General features: G+C 41.0%; 13 protein-coding genes. 6 read left to right on the plus strand and 7 right to left on the minus strand.

Annotated elements, in window-relative coordinates; translation table 11 throughout:
- The 3 genes from UYK_RS24170 to UYK_RS0111360 form a co-directional block, all read left to right on the plus strand.
- Positions 1-860, plus strand: an 860-nt coding sequence (locus tag UYK_RS24170; protein WP_016871430.1) for a phthiocerol/phthiodiolone dimycocerosyl transferase family protein, incomplete at its 5' end; no start/stop codon positions are given.
- Between the two features lie 14 nt (positions 861-874).
- Positions 875-1,879, plus strand: coding sequence for an NAD-dependent epimerase/dehydratase family protein (locus UYK_RS0111355; protein ID WP_016871431.1), 1,005 nt, complete (start codon positions 875-877; stop codon positions 1,877-1,879).
- Between the two features lie 49 nt (positions 1,880-1,928).
- Positions 1,929-2,402 carry a DUF2141 domain-containing protein gene (locus UYK_RS0111360; protein WP_009460146.1) on the plus strand — a complete coding sequence of 158 codons (474 nt, stop codon included), beginning with the start codon at positions 1,929-1,931 and terminating at the stop codon, positions 2,400-2,402.
- A gap of 707 nt (positions 2,403-3,109) precedes the next feature.
- On the opposite strand, the gene UYK_RS0111365 is transcribed toward UYK_RS0111360, so the two are convergent.
- The 3 genes from UYK_RS0111365 to bchL all read right to left on the minus strand — a co-directional run bounded on the left by UYK_RS0111365 (position 3,110) and on the right by bchL (position 6,319).
- A complete protein-coding gene (locus UYK_RS0111365; RefSeq protein ID WP_009460145.1) occupies positions 3,110-4,510 on the minus strand; it encodes a ferredoxin:protochlorophyllide reductase (ATP-dependent) subunit N in 1,401 nt (466 codons plus the stop codon).
- A gap of 110 nt (positions 4,511-4,620) precedes the next feature.
- Positions 4,621-5,427 (minus strand): DUF5331 domain-containing protein, encoded by an 807-nt coding sequence (locus UYK_RS0111370; RefSeq protein ID WP_009460144.1) that lies wholly within the window; start codon positions 5,425-5,427, stop codon positions 4,621-4,623.
- Between the two features lie 25 nt (positions 5,428-5,452).
- Positions 5,453-6,319 carry a ferredoxin:protochlorophyllide reductase (ATP-dependent) iron-sulfur ATP-binding protein gene (gene bchL, locus UYK_RS0111375; protein WP_009460143.1) on the minus strand — a complete coding sequence of 289 codons (867 nt, stop codon included), beginning with the start codon at positions 6,317-6,319 and terminating at the stop codon, positions 5,453-5,455.
- A gap of 698 nt (positions 6,320-7,017) precedes the next feature.
- On the opposite strand from bchL, the gene UYK_RS0111385 reads away from it, so the two are divergent.
- Positions 7,018-7,590 (plus strand): Uma2 family endonuclease, encoded by a 573-nt coding sequence (locus tag UYK_RS0111385; RefSeq protein ID WP_009460142.1) that lies wholly within the window; start codon positions 7,018-7,020, stop codon positions 7,588-7,590.
- 191 nt (positions 7,591-7,781) lie between these two features.
- Here the strand turns inward: UYK_RS0111385 and UYK_RS0111390 are convergent, their stop codons facing one another.
- The 3 genes from UYK_RS0111390 to fni form a co-directional block, all read right to left on the minus strand.
- A complete protein-coding gene (locus UYK_RS0111390; RefSeq protein ID WP_009460140.1) occupies positions 7,782-8,033 on the minus strand; it encodes a TIGR02450 family Trp-rich protein in 252 nt (83 codons plus the stop codon).
- Positions 8,034-8,159: 126 nt separating this feature from the next.
- Entirely contained in the window at positions 8,160-9,992 is a 1,833-nt protein-coding gene (sppA, locus tag UYK_RS0111395) for a signal peptide peptidase SppA (protein ID WP_016871433.1), read from the minus strand.
- A gap of 222 nt (positions 9,993-10,214) precedes the next feature.
- The gene (gene fni, locus UYK_RS0111400; RefSeq protein ID WP_009460078.1) at positions 10,215-11,264 is read right to left on the minus strand and encodes a type 2 isopentenyl-diphosphate Delta-isomerase; all 1,050 of its coding nucleotides are present in this window, start codon (positions 11,262-11,264) and stop codon (positions 10,215-10,217) included.
- A 426-nt stretch (positions 11,265-11,690) separates the two neighbouring features.
- On the opposite strand from fni, the gene UYK_RS0111405 reads away from it, so the two are divergent.
- A complete protein-coding gene (locus tag UYK_RS0111405; RefSeq protein WP_016871434.1) occupies positions 11,691-14,300 on the plus strand; it encodes a polynucleotide kinase-phosphatase in 2,610 nt (869 codons plus the stop codon).
- Between the two features lie 119 nt (positions 14,301-14,419).
- Here the strand turns inward: UYK_RS0111405 and UYK_RS0111410 are convergent, their stop codons facing one another.
- Positions 14,420-15,598, minus strand: a complete 1,179-nt coding sequence (locus UYK_RS0111410; protein WP_009460069.1) for a serine/threonine-protein kinase — start codon at positions 15,596-15,598, stop codon at positions 14,420-14,422.
- A 464-nt stretch (positions 15,599-16,062) separates the two neighbouring features.
- Between UYK_RS0111410 and UYK_RS0111415 the strand changes: the two genes are divergently transcribed.
- Positions 16,063-17,844, plus strand: coding sequence for a serine/threonine-protein kinase (locus UYK_RS0111415; RefSeq protein ID WP_009460068.1), 1,782 nt, complete (start codon positions 16,063-16,065; stop codon positions 17,842-17,844).
- Positions 17,845-17,855: the final 11 nt, after the last annotated feature.

Below are 17,855 nucleotides of genomic sequence, written 5' to 3' on the forward strand. Positions count from 1 at the left end.
TTCTGTTAAAAGATATTTACTACCGACCACAAACTTTGAAGTTTGAAAAATTCCTACCGATTGAATCACGTCGCACTGGTATAGTTCACAGAAAGCTCAACGAAGCACAAACGACAAAGTTGCTAAACGCTTGTAGAAAGAACAAGACAACGGTACACGCTGCTTTGTGTGCAGCGATGTTGTTTGCAGCAGGTAGAAAAATTACTCCTGGGAAAAAAACAAATGTCAACCTCAGCTGTTGGTCGCCAATTAATTTGCGTAACCGACTTCAACCAAACATTAGTAATGAGCATTTAGGTGTATTAGTTTCTGGTGATATCTCATGTCATAACCTCAGAACCAATACAAGCTTCTGGGATTTAGCTCGCGACAGAAGACAACAGATAAAAGCAACTTTAGAAAGTGAGCGGGTCTTCTGCTTACCTTTCTTAACCAAGCTGTTGATCAACTTTCTTCTCACTTATCCTCATCAGGTATTTTCAACAGTGGGTGTCACGAATATAGGTAGAGTCAACATTCCTGCAAATTATGGTGTATTTGAACTTGAAGAAATTAGCTTTGTGACTGCTAATGCAGCATTTAGAGGTTTGTGTGTTGCTGTTCTAACTTTTGAAGAAAAAATGTTTTTGAATTTCATGTTTTCTGAACCTGCAATTAGTCAGGAAACTGCGGAAATTCTTGCTGATCATATGCTTGCTTGTATTGTGAAAGCTTGCAAAAATCCAAAATTCACTTTTACTGATCAAGTAGTTGCAATCCCCCGACAGCAGCTAACCTCAATTGCTCCTGGTGCTTTGAGTAGTGTTGCTCGTCAAGCTCGTAGACGCGATCGTTCGATTTTGGATTGGTTCCACAAATAAAGTGAGTAAGTTTTATGAACCTCTGTGAACAAACACTTTTTATTTCGGGAATTAGTGGATTTATCGGCTTACGAACTGCTGAGCTAGCCATAGCACGAGGGATGAAAGTTCGTGGTTTGGCACGTTCTGCCGAAAAAGCTAAACAAGCACAAAAACTAGGTGCGGAGGTTATGATTGGCAACGTCACTGATCCTACGACTGCCTACAAGGCTTGTCAGGGAGTAGACATCGTTTTGCATACAGCTGGCATTGTCCAAGAAAGTGGATCGCTCAAACATTTTCGTGAGGTCAACGTTGGTGGAACCGTCAACATGGCTAAAGCTGCCAAGAGTGCTGGTGTCAAAATCTTTACTCATCTCTCCAGCGCTATGGTTTATGGCTTCAACTATCCTGATGGCATTACGGAAGATGGACCACTGCGTGGTGAGAATAATCCTTTCTGCCAGACAAAAATAGAAGCCGAAGAAGCACTTTTACAACTCCATGCGCCCCCAGGCTTTGGAATTATCATTATCAGACCAGGAGATGTTTACGGACCGGGGAGTATTCCTTGGATAGTCCGACCACTACTGATGATGCAGCAAAAATTATTTGCATTAATTAACGATGGACGAGGAGTCATTAACCATCTATATATTGATAATTTGATTGATGGCATCTTTCTTGCGATCGAAAAGGAAGCACACGGAGAAATCTTTAACATCACCGATGGGCAGCAAACTTCCTGGAGAGAATATTTTACTCGCTTAGCTGAAATGGCAAATTTACCTGTACCTTATTCTTTACCAAAAGATGAAGCCAAATTATTACTGCGGGTGCGGGAACAGGGACAAAAACTTTTTCGGAAAAAACCCGATCTTCTGCCAGAAACTGTAGATTTTCTCTCTCGTCCCTACGCTTATTCTATTGCCAAAGCACAAAATATGTTGAATTTTCAACCAAAAATTGATCTAGAAGAAGGAATGCGGCGCACACAGGAATGGCTGCAAATAACAGATATTCAAAAATTGATGTCATAGCAAAATGAAGTCTTGAAAATTAGCCAAAACTACAAATTGCAAACATATTATGATAAAAAGAATCACTCTCTTTTGTCTGTTTTTGCTCTCCAATTTTGTAATCTTGGATTTAGCAACAGCAAATTCAAATGCTAATTCCAATATAAAACTAACTGTTGTAGTAGATGGAATTCGTCATCAAAAGGGACAAATTTGCCTGAGAATCCATAATGATGAACAAGGGTTTCCTTTCACTGATACTAGCGAAGTACAAAGCGGTTGCGTTCAAATTCAAGGAAATTCTATAAACAAGGACTTCTACGGATTAAAACCTGGAACTTATGCTGTTGCTGTAGTAGATGATCAAGATGGAGATTATAAATTAAACAGAAACTTTTTAGGTCTCCCACAAGAGGGTTTTGGTGTTTCTAATAATCCGACAATTTCAATAAAAACTGGTGTACCAAAGTTTCAAGATGCAAGTTTTTCACTCAAGAAAAATAAAACTATTTACATTGTCATAAAATATTCCCTTGATCCATAAGATATCAGCCATAGCTGCGCTACAAGATCCCCGACTCATTCAAGAAGTCGGGGATCTGACCCCTCACAACTTCTCATAATTTTTGCGATAGACCACTAGTAGCTTTGGTATAAGCTATCGGTCTACGCTGTGGCTGATTAAATGCCACAGCCAAATATGCATTAAATTTCGTAGCATTAGTCGAGAGAATGTATTTCGCACTCCTGCTACACCCCACACCCTTGTATCATTTCCAAGAGAGTTCTATTGAAGCATCACACCAAGGACAAACAATCATCATGTTGCATGATTGTTGCATATACCTTTATAAAATAATGATTTTCTGTAATTCTTAATTTTAGCTCAGCGAACCTTGTGCTCTTGGATTCATTCTCGCCAGTGGTATTCTTGGCACTGGCTTTTTTCTTTTCTTTATACTGATATGAGAAATAAAAAGAAACCCTCCCTGTGTTCGCTTAAATACTTATACTGTCCCGTGGGCTGGTAATGGGTAATGGGTAATGGGTAATTAAGATACTGATAATTTTCCAATGCCCAATGCCCGATGACCAAGAGCGAAGCATAATATTGTAAGCAATTAGCCGAACTTGATATTACAGCACTATAAAAAACGATCGCTTAATTGCGATCGCTTCGTTTCCCTTCTGCTTTATCTACAGGGATACCAAGGCAAAAAATTTGAATTAACAACAGTGAACTGATAACTGTTAAATTTTGGCTTCTTCCTTCACCAATTTGTCCCAACCTAAATCTTTGAGGCTGTTATTGCGACGTAGGGGACGAGTGACTAACTCAAGGATGTCACGGGCGTTGGTAAAACCGTGAATTTGAGCAAATGTAAATTCTACAGACCACTTAGTGTTAATTCCACGTGCTTCTAAGGGGTTGGCGTGAGCCATACCAGTGATAACCAAGTCAGGCTGCAACTGGTAAATGCGTTGGACTTGATTATAGTTGTCTGGTTTCTCCACAATCTTAGGCATAGGTACACCCATTTCCTTGCAAGTCTTCTCCAGCAAGGCTAATTCAGCAGCTTGGTAGCGCTTGTCCATATAGGGAATGCCTATTTCATGCACAGTCATACCGCAGCGTACCAAGAAGCGGGCGAGGGAAACTTCCAACAAATTGTCACCCATGAAGAATACAGACTTGCCACGAATTAGTTTGATGTATTCTTCCAAACCTTTCCAAATTTGGGCTTCTCGTTCGTCTAAACCTTGGGGGGTAATACCAAAAACCGAGCAAATTTTCTCAATCCAAGCACGAGTTCCATCTGGACCGATGGGGAAGGGTGCGCCGATGAGCTTGCATTTGCGACGCCGCATGAGAGTTGTAGCGGTACGGCTGAGGAAGGGGTTGACACCAGCAACATAATACCCTTCTTCAATTACAGGCAGTTCTGTAAAACGCTTGGCAGGTAGCCAGCCAGAAACTTTAATACCTTGCTTTTTCAGTTCTAGAGTCAGCTGAGTAACTACGGGATCGGGGAGTGAACCAAATAGTACTAGCGGGGGATGATTTACGTACTCAGACTCTTCTTGGGCAACTTCTTCTTTCTTCTTACCAAAGTTGAGTAGCTTTTGAATAGCGTTGCGCTCGTTTTTCTCTGCTTCTACCACAGGAGCTTTATCTGGACAACGTGTAGCCATTGCAGCTAAGACTGTGTCTTCTCCTTGGGTGAAAGCGTAGTCTAAACCGTTAGCACGGGCGACAACAATGGGGATACCGATTTCGGCTTCCAGCTTGGGGGCCAAGCCTTCTAAATCCATTTTGATGATTTCGGTAGTGCAAGTGCCGATCCAGACAATTACGCTGGGATTGCGATCGCGTTTGATCTGCAAGCACAAGCGCTTTAATTCCTCATAATCATTCAGTTGGGCCGAAATATCGCCTTCTTCTAACTCTGCCATTGCGTAACGGGGTTCTGCAAAAATCATTACCCCCATCGCATTTTGCAGGAAGTAGCCACAAGTTTTTGTACCAATTACCAAAAAGAAGCTATCTTCAATTTTTTGGTATAACCAAGCTACACAGCTAATAGGGCAAAAGGTATGGTAATTTCCAGTTTCACACTCAAAATTTAAAGCTTCTGGTTGAGCAAGAGTCATTTCGATATATTCTCCCCTTAATTTTTTAAGAGTCAATTGTCAATTGTCAATTGTCAATCGTTACTAGTAAAAACTCTTGACTCTGGACAATTGACTAAACTCCTTGTGTATTACGTGTTGGGGAAGAGACGGGCGATTTCCGAGTCATCAAAACCGTTATTTGATAGTTCTTCCCCAAAAAAATCTGTATTTGATTCACTCTTGAGAGAACTTGTCTCAGTACTCCAAACATCCGACAACACATCAGCAAACTCGTTTTCTTCAGGCGCAGCTGTGGCGGAGATTGTGCTGTCTGCTTCCTTCATGGCGTCAAAGGAAATATCGCCAAATTCATCTGCTACATCTGATTGGGATGTTTGCTGCGACTCGTTGTCACAGTTGTGACTTGGGCGTGATAAATTCTCATTGGAGCTATTGAGATGTTCCGTTGCCATTGCTCTGAGTTCATCCCGCACCATGCTATCTGGAACCATGAGTGTTTCTTCATGGTCGTAGCTCATTTCCAAATCATGGGCGATCGCATTGTTCACCAGATCATTTGTCTGTTGATTTGTCAACGTTTCATCATGGTATATTTCTTCCGTGACAACTGCTGATTCATCTTCCTGCGACGATTCCTCTGGTTTGGGAATAACACGGTTTCCTAGAGCAATGTCAGGATCAAAATTTAAATCCAACACCTCAATCAAGGTATCTGCGTCAGGATTCAATTTAGAAAAAGGTAGCATCAACTGCGCTAGCTTCGGTTCGAGCGCATTAGCTACTCCCAGGATGAGGTAAGATGGTGGTCGCTTGCCGCCGTCAGGCGTATAGACTGATTCTACCTCCATGTGCAACTTAATCCAGTCACGATTGACTTGAAAAAATTGCAACCATTTTTGCTTCAGTGAATCTGTAAAGCTATAGAAGAAGGCCATATTCTCATCCTGAGATCTAAATGATTTATACAATCATCAAGTCTAATTCTTCTTCCGGATTAGGAACCTGTGGTTTATTCGGATTTAAGTAAAAATCGGATAATAAAGAGAATAATTCCCTATCTTGGGCGTCTTTAGGAACAACACCTTCTGGTAGTGCCAAAAGTTGGTCAGCGATGTTTAAGTAATAATCGCAAACGTAGTTCAAAGAAGGGTCTATATCTGCCATTTCAAACAACGTCTTGCCCTTCACACGGGAAACACGGATATCTTCAATCAGAGGCAGAACTTCTAAAACTGGCATTGGTACAGCTTCTACGTATTTATCTATCAAGTCACGCTTAGATGTGCGATTACCAATCAATCCAGCTAGACGTAATGGGTGAGTCCGTGCTTTCTCCCTTACAGAAGCAGCAATGCGGTTAGCAGCAAATAAGGCATCAAAGCCGTTGTCAGTAACAATTATGCAATAGTCGGCATAATTCAAAGGTGCGGCAAAACCTCCACAAACAACGTCACCGAGAACGTCAAACAAAATCACATCGTACTCATCAAAAGCGTTGAGTTCTTTTAGTAATTTTACTGTCTCACCAACTACATAACCGCCACATCCAGCACCTGCGGGTGGCCCTCCTGCTTCGACACAATCTACACCACCATAACCTTTGTAAATTACATCTTCTGGCCAAATATCTTCGTAATGGTAATCCTTCTCTTGCAGAGTATCAATAATCGTCGGAATCAAAAAGCCTGTAAGGGTGAAGGTGCTGTCGTGTTTAGGGTCGCAGCCAATTTGCAAAACTTTCTTGCCACGTTTGGCTAAAGCGACAGAAATATTACAACTAGTTGTAGATTTACCGATACCGCCTTTTCCGTAAACTGCTAATTTCACTGTTTTTTGCCTCTTATGGTTTTTTTATAAAAAATTTGGCTCAAACACTTGCAGCACCGCGTGCAAAAGCGATGTGTGAAGTCTTCGAGTGTCATTATTGTCCAAAAAAAACTGAAAATAAAGGGGATGAAAAATTGAATGATGCCGTTAGCAAAAGTATTGATATTTATTTAATTGCAAATTGCTGTTAATAGCAGGCTAATTTTTTAAAAAATCAAAAAAAATGATATTTTTAAATTTTAATAAACATAAATATATAAAATAGTTACAAAATACAAAAAATATATTTTCCTAATTAATATGGCTGTCATCAGAAAGAACTTATGGTAGAAGAGTATTAATACTCTATGTGCTGAAGCGCTACTTAAGTAAATAAAATGAAAAATCCTAGCCTTTGTTCAGAAGGATAGGTTTGTTTGCTGGGTTTAAACACAGCCATAGATTCTGTTGTCAAAATTTTAGTGAAGCCTGATCTTTGCTCTCCGCTGACATAGAAATGTTATTCTCATAACATCATTGCTGATTTTGATAGGCAAAAAGTAGGCAGTTGCAAATTCACTGTCAAACTCAGCGATCGCTAATTTTGAGGTCTGACTCAGAAAATATAAAAAATTATTACATTTCCAGAGATTGATTAAATCCTGCTTCTGTTCGAGAGAGTATGCGATCGCCATCAATCTCCAACTCGCAAACTAACCATGACTCAACTCAAAACCCAACTCACCCTTGAAGAATTCCTCGCACTTCCCGAAGGAGACATCATCTACGAACTAATTGACGGAGAAGCTGTTCCGAAATTCAAAAACGATGAAATGTCACCAAAATTTTTTCATAGTTCTATAACAGGTGCGTTATTTATACTATTGTCTGCATGGGCACAAGGAAAAGGACGGGTTGTAATTGAATGGGCAATTAAACTAACACGAAATCAACAAGATTGGGTTCCTGTACCAGATTTAACTTATATTTCTTATAACCGTCTTGCTGCTGATTGGTTGCGAGATGAGGCTTGTCCTGTTGCACCCGAACTAGTTATTGAAATTATCTCACCTGGTCAAAGTTTCGGTGAAATGACAGAAAAAGCAACAGATTATCTGAAAGCTAAAGTTCAACGGGTTTGGATTATTGACACTAAAGCAAAAACTATTACGATTTTTTATCCCGATGCTCTTCCCCAAACTAAGCGTGGTACTGATAGTTTAGAAGATTCCTTATTTGAAAATCTACAAATTACACCTCAACAAATCTTCCAACAAGCAAAAATTCCATAAATTTAGAGATTATTTATCAGGTCTAATAGACCACTTAGATCATGCCCGACTAATTGCTTACGATATAAAGCTTGGACATCGAGAATTCAGCATGGTGAAAAAATAACCAATTATCACCAAGTACCCATTACCCATTACAAATTACCGACCCCAACGGATAATATAACTCCTCAAGTGGACATGATCTCAAATTAGCTTTGTGACAACTCTTTTTCTAATTCATCCAAAGATTGCCACCCAGGATGCCATTGAGAACGATCTTGTAATAGCTTGGCATTCAGCCAAAAACGAACATTAGGGTCACAAGAAGCAACCATTTCAGCATATACCCACTTACCTTGATTTTTACGGTTGACAACTTGAAAATGTCGCCAACCATCTACTTTTTTTTGTGCAGTCCACTTAGAACCAACTAAATAAGGAAACTTTTGTTTTTTGGTCATCTTTCAGTATTTCAGTATTAGTGGTTAGTGGTTAGTAGTTAGTAGTCAGTTGCATTAAATCATAGCAAAATTCCTCTATGCGAACTCTGCGATCCTTATCACCCAAACCACAACCAAACAAAAAACTTACTCAATTTTCAAATTAAAAGGCAAACGAGCATACACACCCTGCGGATCATTCATCTTTTTCAGAGTCGCAAGTTCTGCTTTGAGTTTTCGTAATTCACCTGCTAATGGATCTGGTAATTGTAGTTTTTGCTCATCCAAATTCAACACAGCTTTTGTTTGTTCTGGAACTTTTCCTAAAATACGTTCTTCCAAAGTGCCATACTTGGGATACTCTTCTAATTTCCAGTCATTTCCAAGTTTCGCTTGTGCAGCAGCGTAAGTAATAGCAGCATCCAAACCGCCAATTTCATCTACTAAACCAATATTTTTTGCTGCTGTACCTGACCAAACACGACCTTGAGCAATCTCTGCTACCTTTGCTTCTGGAATATTGCGACCTTGGGCAACTTTATCAAGAAATATATTGTAGATTTTGTTGACACTGCGTTGGTAAATTGCCAATTCTTCAGGAGTTTTGGGACGAGAAAGAGTTTGACTATCAGCATAGCGTCCAGTTTTAACTGTATCCCAAGTGATGCCGTTATTGTTAGCTAGTTCTTGAGCATTAAATAGCAGTCCAAACACACCTATTGAACCCGTAATTGTATTTGGTTCAGCAAAAATACGGTTAGAGTCGCTAGCAATCCAATAACCACCAGAAGCAGCAACATCGCCCATCGATACAACAACTGGTTTTTTCTCACGAGTTAAGCGTACTTCCCGTTGCATCACTTCTGCTGCTGTCGCACTACCACCAGGACTGTTGATCCTCAAGACGATCGCTTTGACGTCCTCCTGTTGTCGTAGCTTGCGAAAAATTCTCGCAAAGCTATCACCGCCTATTTCCCCATCGCTACCTTGACCATCAACAATTTCTCCCTCAGCATAAACTACAGCAATTTTGTTTTTAGAATTGCGTTCTGTACCTAAAGATTTACCGGGGACTTGCGCGTATTCACTTAGGGAAATTTGCCGGAAGGTTTTGTCATCCTTGTCGCTATCTGTCAACTGTTTAAGAGCAGCAACCACTTGATCAAAATAGCCAAGTTTATCCACCAAACCATTGCTTTTAGCTTGTTCTGCTTGTAAGAAGGCTTGATTATCTGCGATCGCCTGCAATTTTGCGGGAGTAATTTTACGGCTATATCCAACCGCATTCCGCCACTCTGTCCAGACATCATCCAATAATTTCTGAGTTTGTTGGCGGTTCTCTGGACTTAGCTTATCAAGTACAAACGGTTCAACTGCTCCCTTGAACTTTCCTACCCGCACAACTTGTACACCAATACCGTATTTTTGCAACGCGCCTGCCAAGAACATCGGTTGAGAACTCAAGCCATTGATTTCCATCGCCCCCAACGGGTTCAACACAATTGTATCCGCTACTGAACTTAAATAATATTCCCGTTCTCCCCAGTCCATGCCATAGGCTACTACCTTCTTACCAGCAGCACGAAACTTTGCTAAGGCTTGGCGAATTTCTTTAAAGGTAGCAAAACCTGCTGTGTTGTCACTTCCAGAAATGCGAGTCGCATCTAAATAGATTCCAACAATACGCTGATCACGTCGTGCTTTTTCAATCGCATCCAGAATACTGCGGAGAGACATTTGTTTTTGTTCTTCACCAGATAATACTTGTTGGATTAGTTGACTAGAACTTGGCTCGCCATCGGTGATTTTCATTGATAAGTCAAAAACCACCATTGATTTATCTTTGACTACTGGCCCTGGATTTTGAGATGCAGCAAACAACAGCAACAACAGTCCTGTAGTTCCTAAGCCAAAAAAAATAAATAATCCCAGGATATTTCCAACCAAACTAGCAAAAGTTTGTTTAATAAAATTCTGCATATTGTCTTTACTTAGTTATGAGTCATTAGTCATTAGTCATTAGTCATTAGTCATTAGTCATTGGTCATTAGTTATTGGAGATGATTAAAAAACAATCAACAATCAACAACCAACAATCAACTATCAACCTTCATAACTAATGACTTTATTGTTTAGTTTGATATTTACACCCAATACCCCACACCTATCATTTAAGCTAGCAAATATAGATGAGTTTTATACTTATTTTATATGCTCTAAACTCCCTGAACACTGTAGTTGCTTGATAGTAGCGTTACCAGTACAGAATAGCACCGTAGTTATTTCAGCAATTAATATCTCGCCCAAGTCGTAGACAGCAGCTTCCGAGGAAGCAGCAGCTTGCAAAAATGGCATTGCTAAACCAGCTATATTTGCTCCCAGTGCCAAAGCTTTCGCCACATCCAGTCCATGACGTAATCCGCCAGAAGCAATGAGAGGTACTGTTGGTGCAACTGCGCGAATACTAGTTATGCACTCCGCCGTTGGTAAACCCCAATCTGCAAAGGTTCGACCCAAACGCCGTTGTAGGGGATTTTCAGCTCTTTCACTTTCTACTTTTGCCCAAGAAGTGCCACCTGCGCCAGCTACATCAATCGCCTTTACGCCTGCTGCAATCAGCTTCTGTGCCATTGTTGCTGAAATACCGTTGCCTACTTCTTTGGCAATAACAGGGACTTGGAGTGTTGAGCATAATTTAGATATTTTGTCAAGCAAACCCCTAAAATTCTTATCACCTCGAGGTTGAATGCACTCTTGCAATGGGTTGAGATGCAAAATCAAGGCATCAGCTTCCAAAATATCAACTACTCGCAGACATTCATCTAAGCCGTAATCATAGTTGAGTTGCACAGCGCCCAGATTGGCAAACAAGAGAACATCTGGAGCATATTTGCGGACAGCGAAGGTATCGGCCACAGAAGGTTTTTCTACGGCTATACGCTGAGAACCGACACCCATAGCGAACTTATAGTGTTGGGCGACTTCCGCTAGACGACGGTTAATCATTCCCGCTTCTGGGGTTCCTCCAGTCATGGAAGAAATTAATAATGGTGCCCCTAACTGCTTTCCTAAAAAAGTAGTACTAAGATCAATGTCATTGTGATCAAGTTCCGGCAAACAACAATGGCTAAAACGATAATCTTCTAATCCATTAGTAGTTTGTTGGAATTGCACATCTTCTTCTAGGCAAATGCGGATGTGATCGGCTTTACGAATTTGGGTAGCGACGGATGGGCTGATGGGCGTGTTCACGAGTAGGTAATTTTCGAGGATGAGGATATTGTAATTTCTATTGTGTCAATAAATAGGGGTGTAGGGAAATAAGAGTGTAGGGGAAAGACAAAGCGAATAAATTTGCCAGTAAATAGAAGAATTTTTGTGTAATTGCAGATAACCTGCATAAATTTGGTTTACTTACACCCATATCAAATCTGGAAGAGTAGTTCTAAAAAAACTAACTGTCTTGGAAACCTCCAGGATTAGACCTCTTGCATGAATTATTTAGTTCCCTCCCCAAAATCGGGGAGGGTTAGGGTGCGCTTAAAAATCTTTGTGTAAGAGGTCTACTTAGAGGGAAGAAGGAACAGAAAGTGGAACAGTGGAGAAAAACCACCAACCACTGTAGGGGCGTACAGCTAGCTGTACGCCCCTACTAACCATAAATCAGCAACACGAACTATGAAACTAACTATTCCCGAACTTTCTTTAGTTGTTCTCATCGGTGCTTCTGGCGCTGGTAAATCGACCTTTGCACACAGACTTTTCCAACCTTTTGAAGTGTTATCCTCAGATTTCTGTCGGGGATTGGTATCAGATGATGAGAATAATCAATTTGCAACCAAAGATGCTTTTGATGTCCTGCACTTTATCACTACCAAACGACTCGCAGCAGGAAAACTGACCGTTATTGATGCGACTAATCTCCAACCAGAAGACCGAAAAATTTTTGTTCAGTTAGCACGAAAATACCATTTTTTCCCAGTAGCGATCGCTCTCAATCTACCAGAAGAAGTATGTCACCAACGTAATCAACAACGCCCAAACCGTCAATTTGGTTTTCATGTAGTGCGGCGTCATACCCAAATGTTACGACGTTCGTTGCGGGGATTAGAGCGAGAAGGCTTTCGCTACGTATATATTCTGAATTCAATAGCAGAAATTGATACCGTGGAAATTGAACGTCAACCCCTGTGGAACAATCGCAAGTATGAACACGGGCCCTTTGACATCATCGGTGACATCCACGGCTGTTGTGATGAACTAGAAGCCCTGTTGGAAAAATTAGGGTATGTCAAAGGGGGACAAGGAGGAGAAATTGCCTGCTTATCTTCCCCCACTTCCCCCACCCTCTGGGATGCTCCCACCTACTACCATCCCCAAGGGCGTAAAGCTGTTTTTCTGGGTGATTTAATAGACCGAGGCCCACGTATTCTCGATACCGTGAAATTAGTAAGAAATATGGTGGTAGCAGGGACAGCTATTTGTGTTCCTGGTAATCATGAAAATAAGTTTTTGCGGAGATTACGGGGAAAGAATGTCAAAATAAATCATGGTTTAGAGAAAACTTTGGCAGAGATAGAAGCTTTGCCAGCAGAATGGCGTGAACACCATACTAAAGAACTAAAAGAATTTTTAGATACTTTGGTGAGTCATTACGTTCTTGATGATGGTCGGTTAGTGGTTGCTCATGCTGGGATGAAGCAAGAATATCAAGGACGAGGGTCAGCTCAGGTGCGAGAATTTGCTTTATATGGTGAAACAACAGGAGAAATCGACGAGCTTGGCTTACCCATCCGTTACAACTGGGCAGCAGAATACCGGGGTCAAGCAATGGTCGTCTATGGACACACACCCGTACTTTCCGCAGAATGGCTCAACAACACTATTAATATTGATACAGGTTGTGTTTTTGGAGGCAAACTCACAGCCTTGCGCTATCCAGAAAAGGAATTAGTGAGTGTTCCTGCTGCCCATGCTTACAGCCAACCTGCCAAACCCATTGACAAGGTTGTGACAGAAACAATGACAGTCCAGCAGCAACTGGATGATGTGTTAAATATTGATGATGTCCTGGGTAAGCGCATTATTAATACCCGCTTAGTACCTCATATAAAAATTCGAGAAGAAAATGCGATCGCAGCTCTAGAGGTAGTCAGTCGTTTTGCAGCCAATCCCAAATGGCTGATTTATCTACCACCCACCATGTCTCCAGTGGAAACATGCCAACAACTGGGATATCTGGAACACCCCCAGCAGGCCTTTGCTTACTATCGTCACCAGGGAATTACACAAGTCATCTGTGAAGAAAAGCACATGGGTTCCCGAGCAGTGGTGATTGTGTGCCGGGATGAAATAGCAGCTAAAAAGCGCTTTGGCGTTGTGAATGAGGGTATTGGTATTTGCTACACCCGCACAGGCAGAAGATTTTTTGATCACCCAACTCTCGAAACAGAACTGTTAGATAGGTTAAATACCTGCCTTACCAATAGTGGCTTCTGGGAAAAATTTTATACCGACTGGGTATGTCTAGACTGTGAACTAATGCCTTGGTCAGCTAAAGCTCAAGGACTGTTACGAGAACAATATGCTCCCGTTGGCGTAGCATCACGCCTAGCACTGGGTGACGCTGTAACTTTGCTGGAGAAGGCAGAACGACGGGGTGTAGATGTGACTTTACAATTGAGCAATTATCAACAAAAAGCCGAGATGGCTCAAAAGTATGTCACGGCTTACCGTCGCTACTGCTGGCCAGTTGAGCATATTTCTGACTGTAAGCTTGCACCTTTTCACATCTTGGCAACAGAAACAGCCGTCCACACTGATAAAAATCATCAATGGCACATGCAAGAAGTAGCAAAAATAGCTCTGCATGACCCCGAATTACTGTTGCCAACAGCATATAAGGTAATAGATTTGACAGACCCAAGCAGTGAAGCAGAAGGGATACATTGGTGGGAAAAATTAACAGCTATGGGAGGTGAAGGTATAGTTGTGAAACCAATGCAATTTATCGTCAAAAGCAGTCGAGGAATTATTCAACCTGCGGTGAAATGTCGCGGACAAGAGTATTTGCCAATAATTTATGGTTTAGAGTACTCAGCACCTGAAAACATGCAACGTCTACGCCAACGAGGATTAACTCTCAAGCACTCCTTGGCAAAGCGGGAGTTTGCGTTGGGTGTGGAAGCGTTGGAACGTTTCATTACTCATGCACCTCTACGCCGTGTCCATGAATGCGTTGTGGGAATTTTGGCACTAGAGAGTGAACCTGTAGATCCGAGGTTGTGAGGGAGAAGGTGGGGAGATAGGGAGATGGGGTGATGGGGTGATGGGGTGATGGGGAGTGTGGGGAGTGTGGGGAGTGTGGAAATAACCACTAACCACTAACTATGTAACCACTAACTAAATTAATCTGGAGAATTATTACCAAGATACTTAGCTCTTAATTCCTCTAACTCCTGATCGATCTTACTGTGAGGAGTCGGTTGATTTGTCGATTGTTGGGGCGATCGCATTGCTTTGTTATTTGCAGATTTAGTACCGCCCAGAAATGTAGTCCTCATTTCCTCTAATTCTTTTTCGATGGGATTATAACTAGGAGTGGGTGTAGAAGTAGTACTAGTTGGTGGAGGTGAGGTAACAACTGGTTTGCTTGGTATGGTGAGGGTAGTAGCAACAGATGACTTTTTATTTAAGTCTGTGAGAACTTCATCTGTGGTTTGGTAACGCCGGGCGGGAATGCTTTGGAGCATTTTGTCTAAAATAGAGTTTAACTCTTCGCTGACTGGACTTTTGACGTAGCGTTGCCAAATCCAAGTGTCGTTATTGATATCGTACAAATCGAAAGGCGATCGCTCGGTTAATAAGCGCACACAGGTAGCACCCAAACTGTAAATATCACTGGCAAATATCGCTTGTCCCCGTATTTGTTCTGGTGCAACATATTCTGGACTACCAATACTTGTACCAGTGCGGTTAAGGGCTGTGTGAGTAACAAATTTAGAAGCACCAAAATCTACTAGAACTAAATCCCTGTGCTGTTGATTTTCTTCCCCTCCTAAGGGAAATCGGCGACGAATAATATTTTCTGGCTTAATATCTCGATGAATCACTTGTCTGCTATGACAAAATTGCAAAACAGACAATAAATTATTGAGCAGTTGCCGAATCTGCGTTTCGTTAAAAGCCCCTTTGAGTGCCAATTCTTCTGCCAGATTTTGCCCATCAATAAATTCTTGGACTAGATATTGCCTGTCATCTTGGGTAAAGTATGCTAGCAGTTCTGGAATTTGCGGATGTTTCCCTAACTCATCCAGCCGCATTGCTTCCTGATTAAATAACTCTACTGCTTTTTGTACAGTACTAGTGCCTTGGGCTTGGGGATAAAATTGCTTAATCACACAACGCGGTTTAGAGGGTTTATCCTCATCCACAGCTAGAAAAGTTCTGCCAAAACCGCCTTGTCCTATGGGTTTAATGGCGCGGTAACGTTCTTTGAGAAGTAGCTTAGCACCACAAGTTTGGCAAAACTTGCCATTATTCGTGTTTTGGGGTTGGGGACAGCTGGGGTTAAGGCAATAGCTCATACTAAGAACTGGGGGACACCTGTCTCTATTGTGCCTGCTCTAGCCAAACAGTGGTTAGAAAAATCCCAGCTATAGTGGACTTCTTGCAAAAGGTGAAGGGGTAAGGGGAAAAGGAAAGAAAAATCCCTTTACCCTTGACCCTTTTTGCGGCAACTGTAATTTTTGCAAGAGTCCTTCTATCGTCTCTAAAAATGTAGAAGGCTGGAGCCAAGTAAGAGTAGAACTCGTAAAAATTAAAGATGGGCACTTTACCACGATAAATAATACTGATAATGTATAATACCTATATCATTTTGTAGGACGTAGTATGTCATATATTGAATTTAAATTAAAGCGTCCGTATAATCTCTGAAAAACAGTGTTATAAAACAACAACACTTTATACTATCTACCGACCAAGAAATCCGGAAACAGGGAGCATTTACCGAAAATGTAAATATAAATAGTGACTTAGTGAGCAGCTCATGGCCCACCACATGATCGGTAAAGTACTACAAGGACAGTATCAAATCGTCCAAAGTTTGGGTGCAGGTGTGTTTGGACAAACATATATTGCGATCAATGTTGAACAACCAAATCACCCAAAATGTGTAATCAAACAACTCAAGGTTTCTAGCTCCCAACCCGCCTATTTACAGTCACTGAGGTTACACTTTCTCACAGAGACTGAAACTCTGAGATATTTAGGACACCATGATCAAATTCCGCAACTGATTGCTTGTTTTGAAGAAAACGAGCGTTTTTACTTAGTGCAGGAGTTTATTGAGGGACATGCACTCACAACAGAATTGCCCATTAATCAACGTGCGGGTTATCTTTGGACTGAAAGCGAAATTATTCAATTTTTACAAGATGTTTTAGGTATTCTCAATTTTGTTCACTCTCAAGGAGTAATTCACTGCGACGTTAAGCCGGAAAATTTAATTAGACGTACGTGTGATGGGAAATTAGTTCTGATCGATTTTGGTTCTATTCAACCAATTAATTTTGGCATAGATACTGTATTGCCAATTTATAGGGTTCCTGTCACTTCATTGGGTTATATTCCCCCAGAACAATTTATCGATCAAACACAGCCCAATAGTGATATTTATGCCGTGGGTATGATTGCGATCCAGGCTTTAACTGGTTTATCTCCATTGCAATTAAAAATTGATCCTCACAGTAATGAATTTATTTGGCGTTCTCATCAGACTCCAGTCAGCGATTATCTTGCTGCAATTCTTAGTCAGATGATCCGTTATAACTACAAAGATCGTTTTCAGTCAGCAGCTGAGATATTGCGGGCGCTTGAGCAAATGTCTCTCGAATATTCGCAAGCGCAAACGAATCAGTTGCAGTCTACTGTATTGCGAGATTCTACAGACGAAGAAGACCATTTTGCTCGCCGCGATGCATCTGTTAAATCACCTCCTTTACTGACAGGAATGCGAGTAGGACTGGTGGCTAATTCTTTGGTAGTGGGATTTGGAGTCTATTCTTTGATGAATTCTCCGGCCTATTCGGAAACAGAAACTTTATATAAAGCAACAGAAGAATTTCAATCAGGAGATTTGGAAAAAGCGATCGCTCTGGCAAAATCTATTCCTGAAAACAGTAATGTTTATCCAGAAGCACAAACTACAATAGAAGAATGGCAAAACCAGTGGCAACTTGCTACTGAACAATATTTATTAGCGAAAAAAGCATTAGACGAGGGACAATGGTCAGAGGCCATACATGCTGCTTCTCAAGTACCCGATATTTTATATTGGCAGTCAAAAACAGATCAAATCGTTGAGCAAGCCAAAGCTAAAATCGAAACACAAACAAATAATTTATTAGCTAGAGCTTATGAAAAAGCTGCTGTTAAAGATTTCAGTACCGCTTTAACTTATTTACAGCAAGTTCCTAAAGAAACTTCTGCTACTGATTTAGTCAAACAAAAATTAACTGAGTACCACCAAAAACAACAAATTAGAGCCATCTTTTTGTTGCAACAAGCTTATAATAAAGCAGAAATAGGTGAGTTTGAGACGGCTGTCAAATTCCTCCAGCAAGTCCCGGAAAATTCTTCTGTATATGCAACTGCTAAAGCAAAATTGGAAGAATATACACAAAAGCAACGTTTGCAAACAAAGAATCAAAAGGTAGCTCCATCTAAAGTAATAGCTGCAATATCAAAAGAAACATCAATGCGTGAATCTTTTGATCCCAGCACTTTGCTACAAGAGGTCAACATTACACCAAATGCAACACCTTTATAACTACTGGATAA

Source organism: Fischerella thermalis PCC 7521, assembly GCF_000317225.1.
GTDB classification, from domain to species: domain Bacteria; phylum Cyanobacteriota; class Cyanobacteriia; order Cyanobacteriales; family Nostocaceae; genus Fischerella; species Fischerella thermalis.